Annotated in this window: 8 protein-coding genes; all 8 read left to right on the top strand. The window is 61.0% G+C overall.

Annotated elements, in window-relative coordinates:
- Positions 1–579 precede the first annotated feature (579 nt).
- Genes dpdE through dpdD form a run of 8 tightly spaced genes read left to right on the top strand, consistent with a single transcriptional unit; the run spans position 580 to position 18601 of the window.
- Positions 580–3849: a protein DpdE gene (dpdE, locus tag C2L66_RS00890; protein WP_082670290.1), complete on the top strand. Its 3270-nt coding sequence runs from the start codon at positions 580–582 to the stop codon at positions 3847–3849.
- Entirely contained in the window at positions 3846–6419 is a 2574-nt protein-coding gene (dpdF, locus tag C2L66_RS00885) for a protein DpdF (RefSeq protein ID WP_060599375.1), read from the top strand. Before dpdE ends, dpdF begins: the two co-directional genes overlap by 4 nt.
- Complete coding sequence (gene dpdG, locus C2L66_RS00880) at positions 6416–7309, top strand: protein DpdG (protein WP_060599376.1); 894 nt, start codon at positions 6416–6418, stop codon at positions 7307–7309. Before dpdF ends, dpdG begins: the two co-directional genes overlap by 4 nt.
- On the top strand, positions 7309–10356 hold the full coding sequence (gene dpdH / locus C2L66_RS00875; RefSeq protein ID WP_060599377.1) for a protein DpdH: 3048 nt from the start codon (positions 7309–7311) through the stop codon (positions 10354–10356). Before dpdG ends, dpdH begins: the two co-directional genes overlap by 1 nt.
- Positions 10356–11090: a hypothetical protein gene (locus C2L66_RS00870; protein WP_158660353.1), complete on the top strand. Its 735-nt coding sequence runs from the start codon at positions 10356–10358 to the stop codon at positions 11088–11090. Before dpdH ends, C2L66_RS00870 begins: the two co-directional genes overlap by 1 nt.
- Positions 11081–15856, top strand: coding sequence for a protein DpdJ (gene dpdJ, locus C2L66_RS00865; protein WP_060599379.1), 4776 nt, complete (start codon positions 11081–11083; stop codon positions 15854–15856). The genes C2L66_RS00870 and dpdJ overlap by 10 nt, the downstream gene beginning before the upstream one ends.
- The gene (dpdK, locus tag C2L66_RS00860; protein WP_060599380.1) at positions 15853–16377 is read left to right on the top strand and encodes a phospholipase D-like domain-containing protein DpdK; all 525 of its coding nucleotides are present in this window, start codon (positions 15853–15855) and stop codon (positions 16375–16377) included. The genes dpdJ and dpdK overlap by 4 nt, the downstream gene beginning before the upstream one ends.
- Entirely contained in the window at positions 16367–18601 is a 2235-nt protein-coding gene (dpdD, locus tag C2L66_RS00855) for a protein DpdD (protein WP_060599381.1), read from the top strand. The genes dpdK and dpdD overlap by 11 nt, the downstream gene beginning before the upstream one ends.

The following is an 18601-nucleotide window of genomic DNA, read 5'->3' as shown; positions in this document are numbered from 1 at the left end:
TTTTCTGCACCGGTCACTCCAAACCCTGTCAGGGTGAGGAATAGTATCGTGCAAAATCAAATTATTAAATCGATACATCGCACCTTGTATGGAAGCGCTGAATCGCCGGCACGCCCTTAAGCACACTCGCGACGCGAAGGCAATTAGAAATGGGGTTCGATCGCCTGAATGATAGCAGTGGCAAATCGCGCATATTTGCAAGTTGTCGCACGTCTCAACTTCTATTTAGCGTTCAAGAAAGGATTTGCGGGTGCCGTTTACTACTCTGTAGGCGCCTTAGTTGTTGCTTTGAGACATAGGTAACATTTCACCGTCGCGCCAATCGTCGAAAGATCTTAAGATTGCGACGTTGTAAGGCATACCGGGGACCTCATGAGAGAGGGGTCGAGTGAAGCGACCATTAGCCGCTCACGTGAGCGATAAACAGAAAGTCTAGAAGCGCAAGGCGCCAGCAGAGATGCCGCAATTTCACTTTGGTTGTTTCACTTGTGAGGGTCGGGTTCGGGAATGCTATTCTGACGTGTATCGGAAAAGCCCGACATCGAGCGAATCCGGGTCTATTTTGGCGGGAGCGCGGTGATGCCGGCCACTCGACCTGAAGTCGGCGCATTCGTCCAGATCACCGCCGTGCCGTACTCTGCCTGGGGAATCGGAAAGTTCGCCGGTGCAACGAACGGAATCGCCCGTGTTCAATATTTCGATGCACCCGGGGCTGAACCGCAGGTTGTTGAATCATCCCTGACGAACATCAAGTCGATTTGCCTGCCTACCCAGACACGCGTATTTAGGCGGCAATCGACTGGCCGCTGGCAGGTGGGACGCGTGACCGACGGAAATGGCGCTGCCATTTTCGTGCAATTCCCAAATGGTGAATCGGCCAATGTCGAGGCCGCAGATCTTCAGGTCCGTTGGAACCGCCCCCTGCGCGACCCTCTGCCACTGCTCACCAGCGAAGCCACTGAAACACCATTTCTCGCTGACGCACGCAGCGCCTTCACGCGTCAGGTCGCGCTTCAGTACAGAGCGGCTTCGGGCATCACAGCCGCTCTCTCGTCTTCTATCGAACTGGTCGATTATCAATTTGAGGTCGTCCGGCGCGTATTGACCGATCCGGTGCAGCGCTACCTGCTCGCGGACGAAGTGGGCTTGGGCAAGACCATCGAAGCCGGCGTGATCATCCGCCAATTCTTTCTTGACACACCGCCGGGAAGTTCACATGCCGTCGTTCTTGCGCCTCCCGCTCTCGTCGCGCAATGGCGAGAGGAACTAACCACGAGGTTCGGCCTCGGCAACGACCTCGATGACTTTCTTCATGTTGTCAGCCACGAAAATGTCGCGGATGTTGAAGACGAACTCGCTAACGCCGGACTGCTCGTAGTCGACGAGGCGCATCACCTTTCACGTTTTAGCAGCGAGCACGAGATCACGCTGTACCGGCGACTGCAGGCCCACGCGCACCGCATTCCCCGGTTATTGCTGCTGTCAGCAACGCCCGTACTGTCGGACCCTGAAGGCTTCCTACGCGTACTGCATCTGCTCGATCCGGTGGCATTCCCGCTCGACGATCTCGATGGATTCAATCGACGAATAGCAACACGCCAGGTCGTCGCGGAGGTAGTCGCAATGCTGACTCCTGAAAATCTTTGGAGTCTCACTGGCGAGTTGGACCGCCTTCAAGAGGCGTACGGTGAAGACATCACGCTGATGGAAAAAGTCGATGCGTTGCGCGCGATTCTTAACGCTTTTCCAGATGAAGAAGACGAGGCATACGTCAACGCACTTGCGGATCTAAAAACGCATCTGGTGGAGAGTTATCGTTTGCATCGACGTATTCTGCGGAATCGCCGCAAGTCGCTGCAATGGGCCACGCCTAGACGTGCTGGCCTCAAGCGAGTCCCGTTCAGGAGCGCCGGGGCTGAGCGCTGGAGACGTCAACTGGAGGAGTTGCGGTTGCATCTGAACGGCTTGGACACGCTGCCCGCAACGCTGCGAACTGCCGTGCTCGGTCATGTGCTCAATTCGCGCGACCGTACCTCGGTGCGCAAGTTGCTCGAGCAACACAACATCCGCGACGACGAGGCGCTCGAGATTGCCGACGCATTGGACGGCAGCGCGGAACGCATGCGCGACGGTCAGGAGCGCCTAGATACCCTCATTGCCACGCTCGAAGGCATATTGGCGACACCCAATGCGCAGGTGGTCGTCTTTTGCAGCGATCGCACCGATGCCGACCGCGCCGCTCAACACTTGCAGCGCTCCTTTGGCGCCCAGGTCGTTCGTCACGAAGTTCGTGCGAACTGCGAGGACGAAGACACCCCGCTGCCTTGGCAGAAATTCCTGTCGACGACCGACAAGGTTCGCGTGCTCGTGTGCGACGCGCGCGCGGAAGAAGGCGTAAATCTCCATGGAGGCAAAAAGATCGCCGTTCACTTCGACATGCCGGGTTCGCCGAACCGCTGCGAGCAACGTCTCGGACGGCTTGACCGTTTCGGCAAAGGCGATCCCATCGTGTCCTATGCGCTGCATGACGAATCAAACCCCGATGAAGGTGCGTGGATCGACACGCTTGATACCGGCTGGCAGGTTTTCAACCGCTCGGTTGCGAGCCTGCAGTACCTGATCGAATCAGCCTTGCAGACGCTAGAGGAAGAGTGGTTCGCGCAAGGTACACCGGCTATTCGTGAACACGCGACCGCGCTCAGCGGGCCAATGGGCTTGGTCGAACGTGAACGAAAGCAGATCGATCATCAGGACGGGCTGGATGCACTCGGTGAGCAAGAATTGGACGCCATGGAACAAGTCGACGAATGTGATCAGTCGTGGCGTGAGTGGCGCGCCGCGCTGATCCGGCTTGCTGGCGAAGCCCTCAAATTTCAAGTTCGCTACGACGGCTCGCGCCCCATCAACCAAGACTCGGACGAGGCATTCAGGCTAGCCTATGTGATGGAACATGGTGTGCCCAGAACACTCATCCCGATGGGCGGCTATCTGCGCACGTTCCTGCAGAGCATCGACGTCGATGCGCCGAGCGATCGCTCGCGCTCGCCGCTGACCTATCGCTACGTGTTTCGCCGGCAGAATGCGCTGACGCGCGCTGCGCGGTCGCAGGGCGTGCGCGTACTGCGCGTGGGTGATCCGCTGGTGGCATCGCTCGAGGCGTTCTGCGAGCAGGACGACCGCGGACGCGCCTTCGCCATGTGGCGCGTCGACCGTGAGTACGAGGTGCACGATCCGAGCGGCGCCGATCTGTTCTTCCGGTTCGATTTCATCATCCGGCCGGCCGCACTCGTCGCGAAGCTGGACGGACGCGGTGCCGACGGACAGTCGATTCTTGAACAGTCACTCAGCCGCAAGTCGCAGGCGCTGCTCGCGCCGATGTTCCTTCGCATCTGGGTGGATGGTTCTGGCGCGGTCGTATCGGCCCCGTCGGAACTGATGGAAGCGTCGTATACCGATTTCTGGCAAGGCACGCGCCGCGACTTCAACCTGAATCCTCGCCGATGGCGCGACCTTCCGTCGCCGATCCAAACCAGTTGGCTGCGAGACTGGCCGGCCCTGTGCGCAGAAGCGCGGCAGACTGCCGAAGCCGCCGCGCTTCAGTCCGACGGGTGCCGTGCGCACGTCAGACAGGCGCTGACCGCGCTGGACCGCGAAGAGCGGCTACGTCACGCCCAGACCGAATCACGCTTGGCGCGGCTAACGGGCGCGCAGCGGCGATGCGAACTCGAAGAGCGCTCCAACGACGACGCGCTTTACGCCGCGATTCGCAATTCGCTTGCCGAACCCGATATCGATCTCGATGTTGCGGGTGTGGTTTTCCTGGCCTCTGAAGACCCGTTCGAGCAATGAAGCGCGATTTCTTCGGTGACGCCGAACTCAAGGAGTGTCTAGCGGATTGGGGGCGGGCGGATCAGATTCTGACAACGCATCGGGCCACAGGTTTGCTCGAGCGCCTCCGACAAGTACTGCTGCGATATGTCGATGGTCATGCGCACCGCTCGCACGTCGAATTGGCGGCCTTGCTGCGGCAGTGGTTACTGCTGCATACCCACCGCGGCGGGGCGCAATGGCTGAGCGTGCCAAGTGGACCGATATGGCCGGATCGCCACGCGTGGGAAGCAGCTCAGTTCCAGGTGATCGCTTTCAAGCGCCGTTTCGAGATTCGCGCAGAAAGTCCCCGGCTAAGCTGGTTGGGCAAGCAGAGCGACCTCTTCGACGACGTGCTAGTCGAAACTCAGGCGCTCGACCGCAAATGGATCGCAGCGGAGCCCGTCGTCGGCGACGCGCTGGGATTGCCGTTCTTCACCGGCGCTGGTCAGCGCGAGGCCGTGCGCAGCCTCCTTCACATGCCTTCCGACATCACGCTAATCGCCGCGCTGCCGACGGGGAGCGGCAAATCATTGCTGGCCCAATTGCCGCCACTTTTGAACGGTGAAGGCCATGTCACGCTGGCGATTGTGCCCACCGTCGCGCTGGCAATCGATCAGGGCGAGCGCATGGCCGAGTTCTTCCGCAGAGAAGACGTCAACTGGCAGGAGAAGCCGCTCGCGTATCACGGCGGCCTCAGCCCGGACGAGCGCACCGCAGTGTTTCGTGCGATGAATAATGGCACTCAGCGTGTGCTGTTCACCTCGCCCGAGGCAGCAACCGGCTCGCTGCGAGGCTTGCTAGAAGACTGTGCGAAAGCCGGGCGTCTCACCCACGTCGTCGTGGATGAAGCACATCTCGTCGTTACTTGGGGCAGTGGCTTCCGGCCAGCGTTTCAACTTCTTCCCGCGCTAATTTCACGCCTGCGCAGCATGGCGCCGCGCTCGATCCGAGTCGTGCTCGCGTCTGCGACGCTCACCTCGCACACTATCGAAGTGCTGCAACGCCAGTTCGGACCGCCTGAGAAGACCAGGCTCATTTCTGCCGTCTACCTACGGCCAGAGCCGCGTTACGCAACTCATTTCTGTGCAACGCTCGCCGAACGGAAGCAACGTGTCGTCGAGGCACTCAGATTAGCGCCGCGCCCGTTCATCCTCTATGTCACACGGCCCGACGAGGCCGAGGAGTTGCTAGGAATACTCCTCGAAGATGGCTTCGAACGCATCGCGCAGTTCACTGGCGAAACGGGTGCAAGCGCGCGAAAAACGCTGCTCGCCCAATGGAAACGAGATGAGTTGGACGGCATGATCGCCACTTCCGCGTTCGGCGTCGGCGTCGACAAGAGTGATGTCCGCACCATCGTCCACGCGACGCTGCCGGAATCGCTGGACCGCTTCTATCAGGAGGTCGGGCGCGGCGGGCGTGACGGCATCGCGTCCGCCAGTCTGCTGCTCTACACACAGGAGGATATCCAGCAGGCGCAAGGGCTCGCAGCGCCACGCTACGTTGGCAACGAAATCGCCTTCGAGCGCTGGAGCATGATGATCGAGCGTCCGGTTGCCCGTGACGCCGAAGGCGACCAGACTTGGGTGGATCTGCGCCGGCTCCGTCCGGCGCTAAATGTTCAAGGTTCAACCAATCTCGAATGGAATCTCCGCACGCTCAATCTCATGGCGTGCGCTGGCTTAATCGATATAACAGCACTATCCACGGTTCCGCCGGACAGATTCGGCAAACCTGATAGTGACCTCGAAGAATCCGAAACGACCGTTACATATGCAGCGGTACGCCTCTCCAATGCAGGCCATCTGGCGAGAGCGACTTTCGATCAGCAAATGCAGCGCGCTCGAAGTGACGCGCGGTCCGCCAACAACAAGGGCATGGAGTTGATGCTGTCGATCGCACGCAATGAACGGAAGGTAGAAGACGCCCTGAGTGAACTCTATCGGGTCGCGCTGCATACGGTTTTCGCTCCGGTTCGTCCTTATTGCGGCGGTTGCAACCATCACTGGTCCGAGCGACCGCGCAAGCCGATGGCGCCGTCACCGTTCGTTGCTCGACTGGACATCTTTTCGCGGAGACCAGATGTTCCGAACGCATTGCGGGGCGTCCCTCGCGTGTATGGCAATCTGTCATTCATCGTAGTGGATGACGTTTCTCGTGTTCTGCAGCAGTCGACCACAAACGTCCTCGACGCGCTCGTCAGCGCTTTGAAGCCACACACGATCGCGCTCGAGCGTGAGACGCAGGATGTCGCGCTGAACGCGATGCGGGCGCGCTTGCGACGCCTGCGCTCCGATGCATTCATCGACTTGTTCGATCCGGCCCGGCCCGACGGCCTGGATGGCGCCGAACATGAAGTACGGATCGTCATTTTGTCTTCCGAATCAATCGGTCACTCCCTAAGTTTGGCTTTGAAAACGTCGCCCTGTGCGATGACTATCGTGCTTCTTCCCAATTCTGCTCGAGATCCGGATCGCCCCGACCGTCTATGGTCAAGCGTACTTCCGCATACCGATGAACAGTCCCTGATCCGGGCATTGACCCTATGAGCCTACTGAATCTCACCAACGACGGGCTGCCGAACATCCTAGTCCAGCTGCACGCCACGGTCCTGCGTGCGATCAAACCAATTCCCCGCGAAGCCCTGCTCGATGCCGTCGCGCCGCCCGCTCTGGTTTCCGATGCTGGAAAACTGGCGCGCGGCACGCTGTTGCGCTGGACGGCGCTGGGACTATTTCAGGAAGTCGACGGTGCGATCACGGTAACTGAGCGTCCTGCCAGCCGCCGCGACGGCGCAAAGGACTTGCTCGCGTTCACACGCCGGACTGCCTGCGCGCGCGTCATGGCTGCAGAAAACAATGGGGAGTTTTGGATGTCCGAAGGCGCGGCCGCGGCGGACCTAACTCGTTCCCTTGCATGGATGCTCGCTCAGGACGTATATCGAACCGGCTTCAGCCAGTTCGAGGCGCTGGAAGTGCAGCAAATGGGAGAGTCCGACCGATTGCTGTTCCGCAACCCGACTCGACGCACTGGTTTGCAATACTGGGCGCGCTTCCTCGGCTTCAGCCAGCAACCGTTTGCGGACATCGATCCCACCGTCGCAATACGTGATGTCTTGCCCAAGATCCTGAAGGAAGGCGAAGACATCGACGCTACCCAGTTTGTCGACAAAATCGCGCAGGCCCTGCCCGTGCTCGACCGTGGCATGTGGAGGCAAGAAGTCCTCTCCTCCGTGGACGGCAACGCGCTCGCGCCGTTACAGGCGGGTCAACTCAGCACCGCATTGTCTAGGGCTTTGCTCAATCTACGCGGATCAGGAGACCTGCTGTTGCAGCGTCGCGCAGACGTCGGCAGTTCTATCGTTCTTACAGGTGTGAACGGCATGCGCGCCGATCTGAGTTTTCAGTGGATCGCAAGACCCGGCGCAGGAGCCATGTGATGAACCCTTTGATCGAATTCTGGCCCTCCGGCGAACATGTGGAGGAATGTCTGCGCACCGAAGCCGAAACGGTGGATCAGGCCCTGTTGCTCGCAGTACACCTGCCCATCACGCTGAAGCGACGCTCCGCTCAGGCCGGCAATGAAGTAGACGCGTCTGAAGTCGACCTGCTCGACTCGCTCATGCGCCCCGTCAACGACGGCAGCTCGGTCATCATTGCGATCACCGGCGCGTCCGGCGTCGGCAAATCGCACATGATCCGCTGGCTCGGCGCGCAACTCGATCGCCATCCGCGCCGCAAAGACCTAGTCGTGGTTCCAATTCCGAAGACGGCGAGTCTCCGCGAAGTAGTCGAACGGATTCTCGCCCCACTGAGCGGCGCGCGGTACGACGCGCTGAGGGCGGATCTGAGCCGCGCGGTGGAGTCGCTCGACCCGCCACGCGCGGCCGAACTGCTCGCGACCGCGCTCGCCGAGGAACTTGGCCCCTACGCTGCACAAGTGGAGGAGCAAATCCGCGCGAACGGCGACCGATCGCTCGGACCTCGCATCGTCGCTGCAAACCGGGTGCGCGATCTGATCCGCGACCCCGAGATTCGCGATCAGTGGTTCCGGAACGTTCTGTTGAGAATCGTCGATGCAAGCCTCAGCGGCACGTCCGACCCAGCGCGCCGGCAATTCCAGGTCGCGGACTTCGAACCACCTGCAGCCATCGCGAGCATGGAACTGCGCCGGACCGTGGGCCAGGCGCTCGCGTTCTTGGCCAGCTCGAACGGCGCCGCCCGCGGCATCGCCGCAGAAGTGCTGCAGGAAGTGCTGGATGCGGCTCTGCGCACCATTTTCCGATTCACAGAAGCCCTGAATCAACGCACTATTCAGGACGTCGTCGACGAGATTCGACGGGAACTACTCGCAGACGGCAAGGAACTCGTGCTGCTCATCGAGGATCTGGCGGCCCTCTCAGGCATTCAGCAACCCTTGCTGGACATCATGATCGCCGAGAGCGACGAGAAGGGCGTGCGCGTGCGCGCCCCGATCCGCACGGCAGTGGCTGTCACGGATGGTTTCCTTGCCGGCCGGCAGACCGTGCTGACGCGCGCGCGGGAGCAATGGGTCGTGCCGAGCGAAGGCATCGACGAGGAAACCGTCACGCGTCTGCTGGTCGAGTTCACGGGACGCTACCTCAACGCATCCCGCCACGGCATTGCTTATTTGAAGCAGCGTTTCAACACAGTGGCACCGAACCGGGACGATCTCTATTCGTGGGTGCCCAAATTCGATCCCACGCTGGACGCGGCCTGGTCCGAAAAACTGGCGTCGTTCGGCAGCAGTGAATCGGGTTATAGCCTCTTTCCGTTCAATGTCGACGCGATCAAATCGCTAGCTTCGAGCGTCCTCAAAATCGGCGACGCCTGGACATTCAATCCACGCGCCTACATCAACGAGGTATTGAGCAGCACGCTCAGTCAGCGCTTTACCTTCGAGGCTGCCGGCTTTCCTCCCGCCAACTTCCGCAATCCAAAGCTACTGTCCGCAGTGAGCGTCGGTTTGACTTATCAAGGTCTGACATCCGAACAACTCGGTCGAGTGACATCGGGGCTCGCTCACTGGGGTGGTAATCCCAACACGCTCGATACAGCCCCACCAGCCACGCGCAACGTGTTCGACGCGTTCTCGCTGCCATGGCCTTTCGATGCGGTCGTGACGCCCAAACCCGTACCGGTCGATCCAGATCCGCATCGAGGCGGCAAAGTGGCGCCACCACCCCCGCCACCGCCACCACCGCCCGAACCAGCGGAAAGCCCATATGCACAGGCGCTCGAGTTGTGGGACCAGAACACGCGCCTGATCAGAACGTATCCGGTCAGAACGCGCACCCTGCTCGCCGATGCTCTGAACAAGCGGATGAACTTCGGCGACTACTGCCTGAGCGGGCAGGAAGTAAACCGGGACTGGTTCTGGCTTCCGCCCGCCAGCACGATCAGCAATCCCACCAAGGGCTTGAAGATTGAAGTTTCGCCGCCGGACGCGCCGATTTCGCCGACTGTCATCGCCGGTCTGAAAGCGCTCGACCGTTGGGACAGCAACGGGAAATCCTGGTCCTATCCCAACGGGGAAACAGACTATGCCGCAGCCAACACCTTACTGGAACGGCTTGAAAATCAGATACTCGACATGGTGCTTGATGAGGCCGTTCGCGACACTGGGATTGCCGCGCTCACACTGCATCGACAAGATTTGCTGCTCGGCGTGACCACGCGTGCAGACAACCCCAGTCTACGGGACTTGCTTGCCGATGCACCTAAGGAAATCGCCGTCGCGGTCGATGATCTTTCGCAACAAGTGCGCAGAGCGATGACGACCCGGAAACTGGCGACTGACACGCGCCCCCGACTGCAGGAGCGCCTGCGCCGCTACTTATCGTGCTATCAGGGTGACGGCGGCAAGGTGCTGGCCATCGACAACGAACGTTTCCGCCAGGCCATTAAGCAGGAAGTTCAGGATCGCTGGGTGTTCGTACTCAACGGCAATGGCGAGGCTGGCAACGAAGTGCAGGATATGCTTGACCGACTTGAGCCGCAAGCCGTCGATATGATCGTGCGAGACCTCGCAACGGCAGTCGACCTGTATTTGCCGGAAGCTGCCGCGGCTTTCGCCGAAGACCATGCACGCGTTGCATGGCGAGACGAAATGCGCGCGATAGTGGATCAGGCGAGTCAGACGCCCGCTTGGCCGACTGGCTCCGTTGCGCTGAGCGAAGTTCGCGGTGCGGTGGATCGTCTGGCGGCCGAGCCGCTCGATCAGGCGATCCAACGTCTGCGAAAAGTACAGCCCGTCGACGCGAACTGGGAAACGCATCAGAAACTGGCGGCCCTCTCGCTCGTCCCGTTGCCGCAACTCATCACAATCTACAGGGAAGTCGCCCTGCTTCGGCGCTTCTTCATTGACCTCGACAAATCCATCAAAGCACAGACCACTTCGATCGACGATCAGGCAGCCGTCCAAGCGCATGACGCCCTCTTCCGCGATCTGGCTTGGGAGGAATGATGCCAACACTGCTCGAACAGGCTCAACTGACACGAACCGGACTCGATCAAGTCATCCGTACCAATCGGCTACGTTCTCACTTGTCGGCCATTCAGAACCGTTCGGCCGAATGGTCCCGCCGCAAGGAAAAGCGCGCTGAACTGCACGTGAAGTCCGGCTACCTTGCGCCGCCCGCATCCAAACTGGCCGAGCTTGCAAGCGCCGACGAGGCAACGCGAGCTCTATGCGCGGAAGCGCGCGAACGGCTCAGCAAAAGCGACGGCGTCGATGCATTGTCACGCGATGAGTTCTGGATACGACTACTGGCCCAGGCCGACAAAGCCAACAGCCTGAGCAGCGATGCTATCCGCGCAAGCTGGCGCGCGTTGATCCGTGATCTTGGTGAACCGGAAGCCTCCTCGGCGCTGCTTGCACGCGAACCGGAAACTCCCGGCAACAAGCAGGCGCTCGCCCGATATCGCGAGGTATACACGCTGTACGCTTCGCTCAAGAGCGCTGCCATGCCTCCCGATACCCGATCGGCGGACGCGCTGCGCCAACACGTCGAGGAATTACGCAAGATTGTCTCGACGCTGACGCCTACGCCTCAGTCCGTCAAATTGTTCTTCAAAGCAATGGAGGCAGACGGCGCCGCGCTCGATCTCCTCACCGAGGAAGTTCTCATCTGGCTCCGACAATACGACGACACCTCTCGCTTCGTCATCCGTACCCGCACGGTGGGCACATGGCGCTGACTCCCGATCTCACGTTGGCAGAACGCGCACTCGACGAACTGGAGCAGATCGAGGCGCGCGCGCTCGTGTGGGGGCTGGTCGACAATGCGCTCGGGGATGATGAAGTGTACGAGGCACTGAACCGTGTCCTCAACGATAAACGGAACTCCGAACTGCGTTACGACGTGGCTTGCAATATCGCCACCGCGCGTGACTTGCGGGACCAGCTCGTCGCGCTCCGCATGATATTCGAAGTACCGCATTCGCACACCGGCTCGGGTGACCATAGCCCGCGCTGGCGCACGCGTATGGCCGAAGGCGTACGCCTTATCGCGCGGCTGCGCCAGATGTTTCCGCAACACGCGGGGCCGACTCAATGGACCTCAGCACCGACGCTGGTCGCGGACTACCGCTTCCTGCGCCGCGCCCGCCGTTACCCAAAGCGCGATCAGCGGCGCGATGCGGTGATGAGCGTCATCGACACGGCCGTGACCGATCCCCTGTTGCGTTCGGCCGTCGCGCACTGGCTCGAACAGATGCCGCCAAATGCAGGCATGTCGCGCTTTCAAGTCGATGCCGCCGCGCGCATTCTGGATGGCCTGCACCATCGCGTGCGAGCGGGCACTCTAGTCTCGGCGGGCACCGGCAGCGGCAAGACGCTCGCCTTCTATCTGCCGGCGCTCGCGTGGATCGCCCGGCAGCGGGTGGAGTCGCCAAGGTCGTCGGTTCGGGTCCTCGCGCTGTATCCACGTAACGAGTTGCTCAAGGATCAACTAGCCGAGGTCTACGAACAGTGCGGCAAGTTCGATGACTGGATCTCGAGTCGCGGCGGCGCACCACTGCGAGTCGGCGTACTGTACGGCGAAACACCCGGAACCCGTCATAGCGCGCTCAAGCAGAGCGGCTGGCGATCCAATGGACGCGAATCCATCTGCCCGTTCTTCACCTGCCCCAAGCCTGGTTGCGGCGGAGAGATGGTCGTCCGCGCCGAAGACAAGGAACTGGCACGTGACCGGCTGGTCTGCAAGTCGTGCGGACATTGTGTCGAATCGGACCGGCTTGCATTCACGCGTGAAGCCATGGCAAAAGAGCCGCCCGATGTGCTGTTCACGTCGGTGGAGATGCTCAACCGCCACTTATCCAACCCGCAGTTGCGTCATCTCTTCGGCATCGGTCCGAAGGCGCTCGAAGCGCCTAGCCTCGTGCTCATGGACGAGGTACATCTGTACTCCGGCACCTACGGCGCACAGGTCGCGTATCTGATGCGCCGATGGTGGAGCGCGAGCGGCAGACGCTCGAGTTTCGTCGGCCTCTCCGCGACCATCTCTGAAGGCCGGCGCTTTTTCGCCAGTCTCACGGGGCTGGATGATTCCGTGGTCCAGGAGATCAAGCCGCTGGAGAATGACATCATCGATGAAGGCGCGGAGTATCTGCTCGCTCTTCGCGGCGATCCGGTGTCTCAGGCCGCGCTTCTGTCAACAACCATCCAGACGCTGATGCTCTCAGCGCGTCTGCTCGACCCGCGCAATCGATTCGACAAGACCAGCAACCCGTTCTTCGGATGGCGCGCGTTCGCCTTCACAGATCAACTGGATGCAGCCAACCGCCTGTTCCGCAACCTTCTGGATGCGGAAGGCCGCCATTTCTCTGGCCACCCGAATACATCGCGTTATCCCGAGGGCGGTCTTGCCCGGCTGCGTTCAAGCCTCGAGCAGAACCGCCGCTACGATGGCGGCCAGGATTGGCGTGTGCCAGAGAATATCGGTCACAAGCTAGAAACGCGGCTCGAAATCGCGCGCACCACGGCACTCGACTCCGGCGTCAGCTCTGCCAGCGAAGTCGTGGTGGCCACCGCTGCACTTGAGGTCGGCTTCGACGATCCGGCCGTCGGCGTGGTCGTGCAACATAAAGCGCCGCGCGACATTGCCTCGTTCCTGCAGCGCAAGGGACGGGCTGGCCGCACGCGTCACATGCGCCCGTGGACGATGATCGTCCTGACCGACTACGGCCGGGACCGTCTCGCCTATCAGGCCTACGATACGCTTTTCGATCCCGAGCTGCCGGCGCGTCAGTTACCGCTTTCAAATCGCTACGTGCAACGCATGCAGTCGGTCTATGCGCTGCTCGATGAGCTCGGCGATATGACGCACGCAGACCCGCTCGGAATCTACGTCTGGCGTGATATGAAAGGGCCGCCCGATGAAGCCCTGCTGAAACACTGGGAGCCGCATAACCTTCGCGAGCTCAGGGAAGTCCTCAAAAGCACTCAGCCCGAGAAAATTTCCGCGCAGCACAACGCATTGCGGACCAAGGCGAAGCGACTCGCGCCGAAAGGCTGGCATCGGGGCGAGAACCTGGAAACATCGGGCTGGTACTGGTTGAAGACGCGTCTCGCTCACAAACGTCTCCACGACCTACTCAAACACGTCCTAATCCGCCAGGATGCGGGCGAGCGCCTTGCTGCTTCGTTGCAGAAACGCCTTGCGATCCCGCGCGAAGACCTGGATGTGCTGCTGTGGAACCATCCGCGCCCGCTACTACTCGGCGCGGTGCCCACCGCCATGCGTCGTCTGCAGATGAACTGGCTGGGCAAGGACTCGGCGCATCCCGACTATAGCGCGGGCCATCCCCTGCCCGACTACATTCCAGCCAATCTGTTCGATGATCTGAGCCTACCCGAAATGCGCCTCGCACTGCCCGGCGAGGCAGCGGACGACCACTATCTGCCGGTTCAGCAGGCGCTGGGCGAGTTCGCGCCAGGCAAGGTCTCGCGTCGTTACGACCACGCGCTTTGGCTGGGTGTTTCAGCGCAAACGCTCAAAAGCTACCTCGACATGAATCAGGAGATCGTCGAGCAAGATGCGGATATCGGAGACTGGTATCAAATGCAGGGCGAGCGGCCGTTCCATCGCATGGAAGGCGGCAAGGTGGTCGAGTATCAAGCCTTTCGTCCCCGCACCGCGCGCCTGCAGGCAGCGCCCGCACGCAGCGCCGGCTTGCCCGAGATAAACGACACAACCAATGCGCAGCTCAAATGGAGCTCGCATCTCGAAGGGCCGCGCGACGGCACGGAATTCCGACCGCCCGAGCATATCGGCGTGAGTCGCCTTGTCAGTTCAATCGTCGCGCACACGCACGCGGGGCAGTCTGCCGCACTGATGCGGCGATACGCAATCGCATCGCGAGCGGATATGCGCATGCGGATCGGCAACACATCGCACCGCCTGACAGTCGACTGGCGCTTCACGCAAGAGGGCAAGCCCTCCGGCGTCGGCTTCGAGATCGACGCGGACGCGCTTCTGATCGTGCTGAATCTACCAGCCGAATTGCACAAAAGCATCGACTGGTCGGATGAGGCACGCGTGCGCGCCGCCCGTGCCGCACGCTACAACTGGGAAGCGCAGCATTGTCCGAGCTTCGTCGAGACCGTAGCGAATCCGTTTCTGCGCGGCTGGATTGCACAGATTTTCCAGATTGCGGCCATTCTGGTGGCCACCACGGAGAAACTGTCACTGACGGTCGCGTTGAACGAGCTCGCCAACGGCGCGCGCATGCAGATGCTGCAGGGCGTGCTCTCCACGGTGTTCCAGATGCCCGAGACAGAGCCTGGCGATGAAAGTCCCGATCGCCTCAGGCAAGCGCTCACTGAAGCGCTCGGTCTCGAAAGCGTGCGGCTCGCCGTGCGGGACGCGGCACGCGTACTCGTCATGCCGATCGACGCAGAATGGGAAACGTGGCTGGCCCGGACCATGCGCGCCACTCTCGGAGCCGCCTGCCTGGAGGCCATTCAGCAGGCCTGCCCCCAGGTCGACCCGGAAGGACTGATCGTGGATATCGATCCCGGCATACGCCTCGACGGCACTGCGCCACAACGAGCGGAAATCTGGATCTCGGAGACCAGCCCCGGCGGAAATGGCATGATCGAACAGGTGGTCGAACTGCTCGCTTCGCGTCCCGACAGCTTTTACCGGCACGTCGAAGCCGCGCTAGAGGCCAGTGATCTCGAGTCGACTAACACGCAGTTAAAGCAGCTGGTGGAGTGGCTCGGCGGCAACGATCGCAAAACCGAAATCGTCGATGCGGTCATGCGCGTGCGTAATGCCGCCAGTCCGACCACGGCGCAGGCAGAGTTCGCCCGTCTGCGCGCGGACCTGGTGCGACGCGGACAAGCCGTATTCCACGGCTACGCGGTGGCCCTGAGTCTGCGCATGCTGAGGCCCGGAACCCCTGAGGAAATCGACCGGCTGATTGCCGAGATTCATGGTCACTGGACGCGACTCGAACACCTGCACGGCATCGAGATCGATGTTCGGGTGATGTGCGCGGTCTACAGCAGCGACACGCGCTTGGACGCCGCCTTTGTGTCCTCTGGCCTTGTCTTGCCCATGAGCGACCGCGAAAGCTGGCGCTTCGGTGTGTTGATGGGTCTGTTGTGGCCGCAAGGCCACGCACTGCGCGCGGTAAATTTGCCGCTCTCGAATCGATTCGTGCCGAATATCGCGACTGAGCGTCTGCTGCTCGGACAATGGCTTACGCAACGCCAAGCGCCGATCGATCCGAGCCAGCCGGGTTGGCTGCAGAACGCGCGCGAGCAACTGATCGCTCGCTCTGAAGCAGTATTTGCGGTGGCGGCTGACCAGGCGCATGAACTCGTCCCGACGATCATTCGCACGCTGACTGTCGAGCCAATCCACTTCGATTATCTGAACGTTTTCGCGACGCTGTCTTCGGTCAGGCGGCGCGACGACACGATCGAGCTCCAATTCTCGATTCCGGAATCCGCATGAGTACCTCCCGAAGCATTTTCAAGTCGGCCACGTCTGCACCGGAAGCCGCGCGCAACGCCTTGGCGGCTGTCTTCGCCAAGGAGTTGCTGGCGCCGAGCAAAACGGTTCATCTGCTTGCGCCGTGGATCAGCAATATTGTCATCTTCGATAACAGCATAGGCAGTTTCAGCGGGCTCAATCCCGAATGGAGCAGGCGCGAGATTCGCTTGGTCGACGTTCTGGTGGCAATTGCTTCCAATGACACGCGGCTCGTGATTCGGGTCCGCGCAGAAAATCACAACAAGCCGTTCGAAAAACGCCTCTTTGGCGCGCTGGCGGATTCCGGACTGCAGGACAAGTGCGACTGGAAGGAAAGCAATACCTTGCATACCAAGAGCCTGCTTACCGACCACGTGTTGATCGCTGGGTCGATGAACTTCACGGAGCGCGGAATCGCGCTCAACGAGGAACACGTGACGTTGGAATTCGATGGAGAGCGTATAGCGCAGGCCAAGATGGAGTTCCAAGACCATGGCATCTGAGCATCAGTTACAGCTGGCGCAAAGTGCGGCCGCATGTCTCGATGCGTTCTTCGCCGCGCCTAATCTGTTCGTGCTTCCGGCCGCGCGACACGATGATACTGGCGAACCCAACACCAATGGAGTCCCCGAAGCGCTGGTCAGTGCGATCCAGCGTACACGCAAGGGCGAAGCCGATCTGCCCATGCTGCTGCCATTCCGCAGCGCGGCGGACGAACGCGTTACCTGGTACGCATGCGCGCGCGACAAGCAGGGCGAGCGCGCAGTCCGCGCCGATCTCGATGCGTTCGTTGGCCCAGGCTTCGCGGATTTCGACATTTCGACGGTCCCCCCTAAGGATGCCGACGATCTGTTCACAAAGCACGGTTTTCATGCGGTGCGATTCACCGCGAACCGACCGAAGTTTGACATGCAGATCGTCGAGCAGTGGTGCGTGTATTGGGAGCTGTTGCAGCGCAAACCGAAGCGCCGGAAGCTGGAGCACCGGACGTTCGCGCAGCTGCGCGCGGCGCTCGACTGGGCCTTGCTCGCGAAGAACGAGGCCGAAGCCAGCGCCGCCGTCGCGGCTTTGCGCGAACAGCACGGTCTGAGCGCCGAGAACCGCGCATTCCTGGACATTCGCATCGCGGCGTCGTTCGGCCGATGGGACGAGATCCTCGACCACGAAAACTTTTCGCACCTGCTCAAGTTGCGACTGCCGCCGGAAACCTTTGGTGACATTTGGGAAGCGCTGTACGAAACCTGCATCCGTCCGCACGAGGCGTCCGGTGATCCTGAGCGACTGAAGAAGGCCTTCGAAACGCAGGTTCGCCCGGCCGCCGGCCATCTGCTGCGTTCGCTGGGACGCTCGCGTCGCCCCGCCGCGCTGAAGTCGTTCGTGCTGCACGAGTTGTCGCAGACCCGGCCCGCCGTCGATCTCTGCGCTCAATGGTTGGCCGAACTCGGTGACCACGCCTTCGGCCCAGCAACGGCGGGTATTGTCAGGCTGATCGAAGCGCTTACGCCCCGGAACGGCTTTGACGTAGCGTGCGAGGACATGAACCTTGAACGCTACGAACAGGCCTACGATCTGCTGTCGTCGCTCGAAGATAGCGTAGATGTGCTGATTGCGCTGCTGCGTTGCTCTAAGGAAATCGACGATCCCGAACGCGCCGTGCAGACCATCGCACGCTTGGGGGCAAGCGACCCGGCGGTAGCAGCCGAGGTTCGGAAAACCCGCACGCGCTTGCTCGGCGATGTCACTCGACTAGCCGAGACTTTCCCCCCGCAAGACCTTAAGGCGCAGTTGCTGGACGAGGCCGAGAGGGAGCCGGCCGCGGCGGACAACGTGGTGGAGTTCTGGCGCGAACTTGCCAACGCCGACGCGCTCATCAAGATCGACGACGCCATGCAACAGCGTCTATTGCAAAGTATGGAAGACGAAGTGCTTAGCAACTCCGGCACGTTCGACGCGCTTCTGCCAGTCTGGTTCGACTGGATCGTCGAGCGGACCCGGCCGCATGTGCCGTTCATTCCTCTGTATGACCAACTGCTCGACACCATATGGGTGCGCGACCGCTATGGCGAAAGCGAACTGGAGCTAATCAAGCAGGCGGCGCTGCACGTCGTGCGGGCCGGCCCGACGCCCGAGCAGTACAGGCATCTGATGGAACGTCTGAAGAAAATGTTCGACGTCGTGCGCTCTCCTCACTCGATGCCTTGGGCGCTCGATCTCGCCGATTCACTGGCAATGTCGCCCTCGCGCGACGATCAGGCGCGGAACCACTTGCTAGTCGCCATTTTGAGTGCGGGCAGCGAATTCTCGGCCCGCCTCGCCGATGCGCAAAAGGCCCTCTTGCGCCTGCTGGCTAGTGAGAACTCGATTCCCTTCACGCTGCCGTCGCAAGAGGTCGTGAGGTCTGTTGAGCCGGAAACGACTGATTCCGAAGCGCGCGTGATGATCTATAGTTTGGATAGCCAGGCAACCCAACGCGCAATGGATATGCTCAAGACCTTGAGTCCCAAACTCAAGGTCACGACGAATTGCGACACGGAGTGCACGCCGCGCCTGCGTCAAAGTACTCGCCACGCCGACTTCGTGTTTTTCGTGTCGAGCGTGGCCACGCATCAGGCATTTTTCTGTATCAAGGACGCGCTGCGTACACCGGACGCCCTGTGCCATGTTCAGGGCACAGGAACGACGCGTATCGTCGAGACGGTGATGAAGCAGATTCAGGCGGCGGGGTAA

This window comes from Paraburkholderia caribensis, from assembly GCF_002902945.1.
Classification (GTDB): Bacteria; Pseudomonadota; Gammaproteobacteria; order Burkholderiales; family Burkholderiaceae; genus Paraburkholderia; species Paraburkholderia caribensis.
The sequence above is the reverse complement of the archived record's forward strand: the minus strand, read 5'-3'. Positions and strand labels throughout refer to the sequence as shown.

Bases quoted from the DNA above. Each gene is read 5' to 3' on its own strand.
- dpdE (WP_082670290.1), top strand. From the start codon at position 580: ATGCCGGCCACTCGACCTGAAGTCGGCGCATTCGTCCAGATCACCGCC.
- dpdF (WP_060599375.1), top strand. From the start codon at position 3,846: ATGAAGCGCGATTTCTTCGGTGACGCCGAACTCAAGGAGTGTCTAGCG.
- dpdG (WP_060599376.1), top strand. From the start codon at position 6,416: ATGAGCCTACTGAATCTCACCAACGACGGGCTGCCGAACATCCTAGTC.
- dpdH (WP_060599377.1), top strand. From the start codon at position 7,309: ATGAACCCTTTGATCGAATTCTGGCCCTCCGGCGAACATGTGGAGGAA.
- C2L66_RS00870 (WP_158660353.1), top strand. From the start codon at position 10,356: ATGCCAACACTGCTCGAACAGGCTCAACTGACACGAACCGGACTCGAT.
- dpdJ (WP_060599379.1), top strand. From the start codon at position 11,081: ATGGCGCTGACTCCCGATCTCACGTTGGCAGAACGCGCACTCGACGAA.
- dpdK (WP_060599380.1), top strand. From the start codon at position 15,853: ATGAGTACCTCCCGAAGCATTTTCAAGTCGGCCACGTCTGCACCGGAA.
- dpdD (WP_060599381.1), top strand. From the start codon at position 16,367: ATGGCATCTGAGCATCAGTTACAGCTGGCGCAAAGTGCGGCCGCATGT.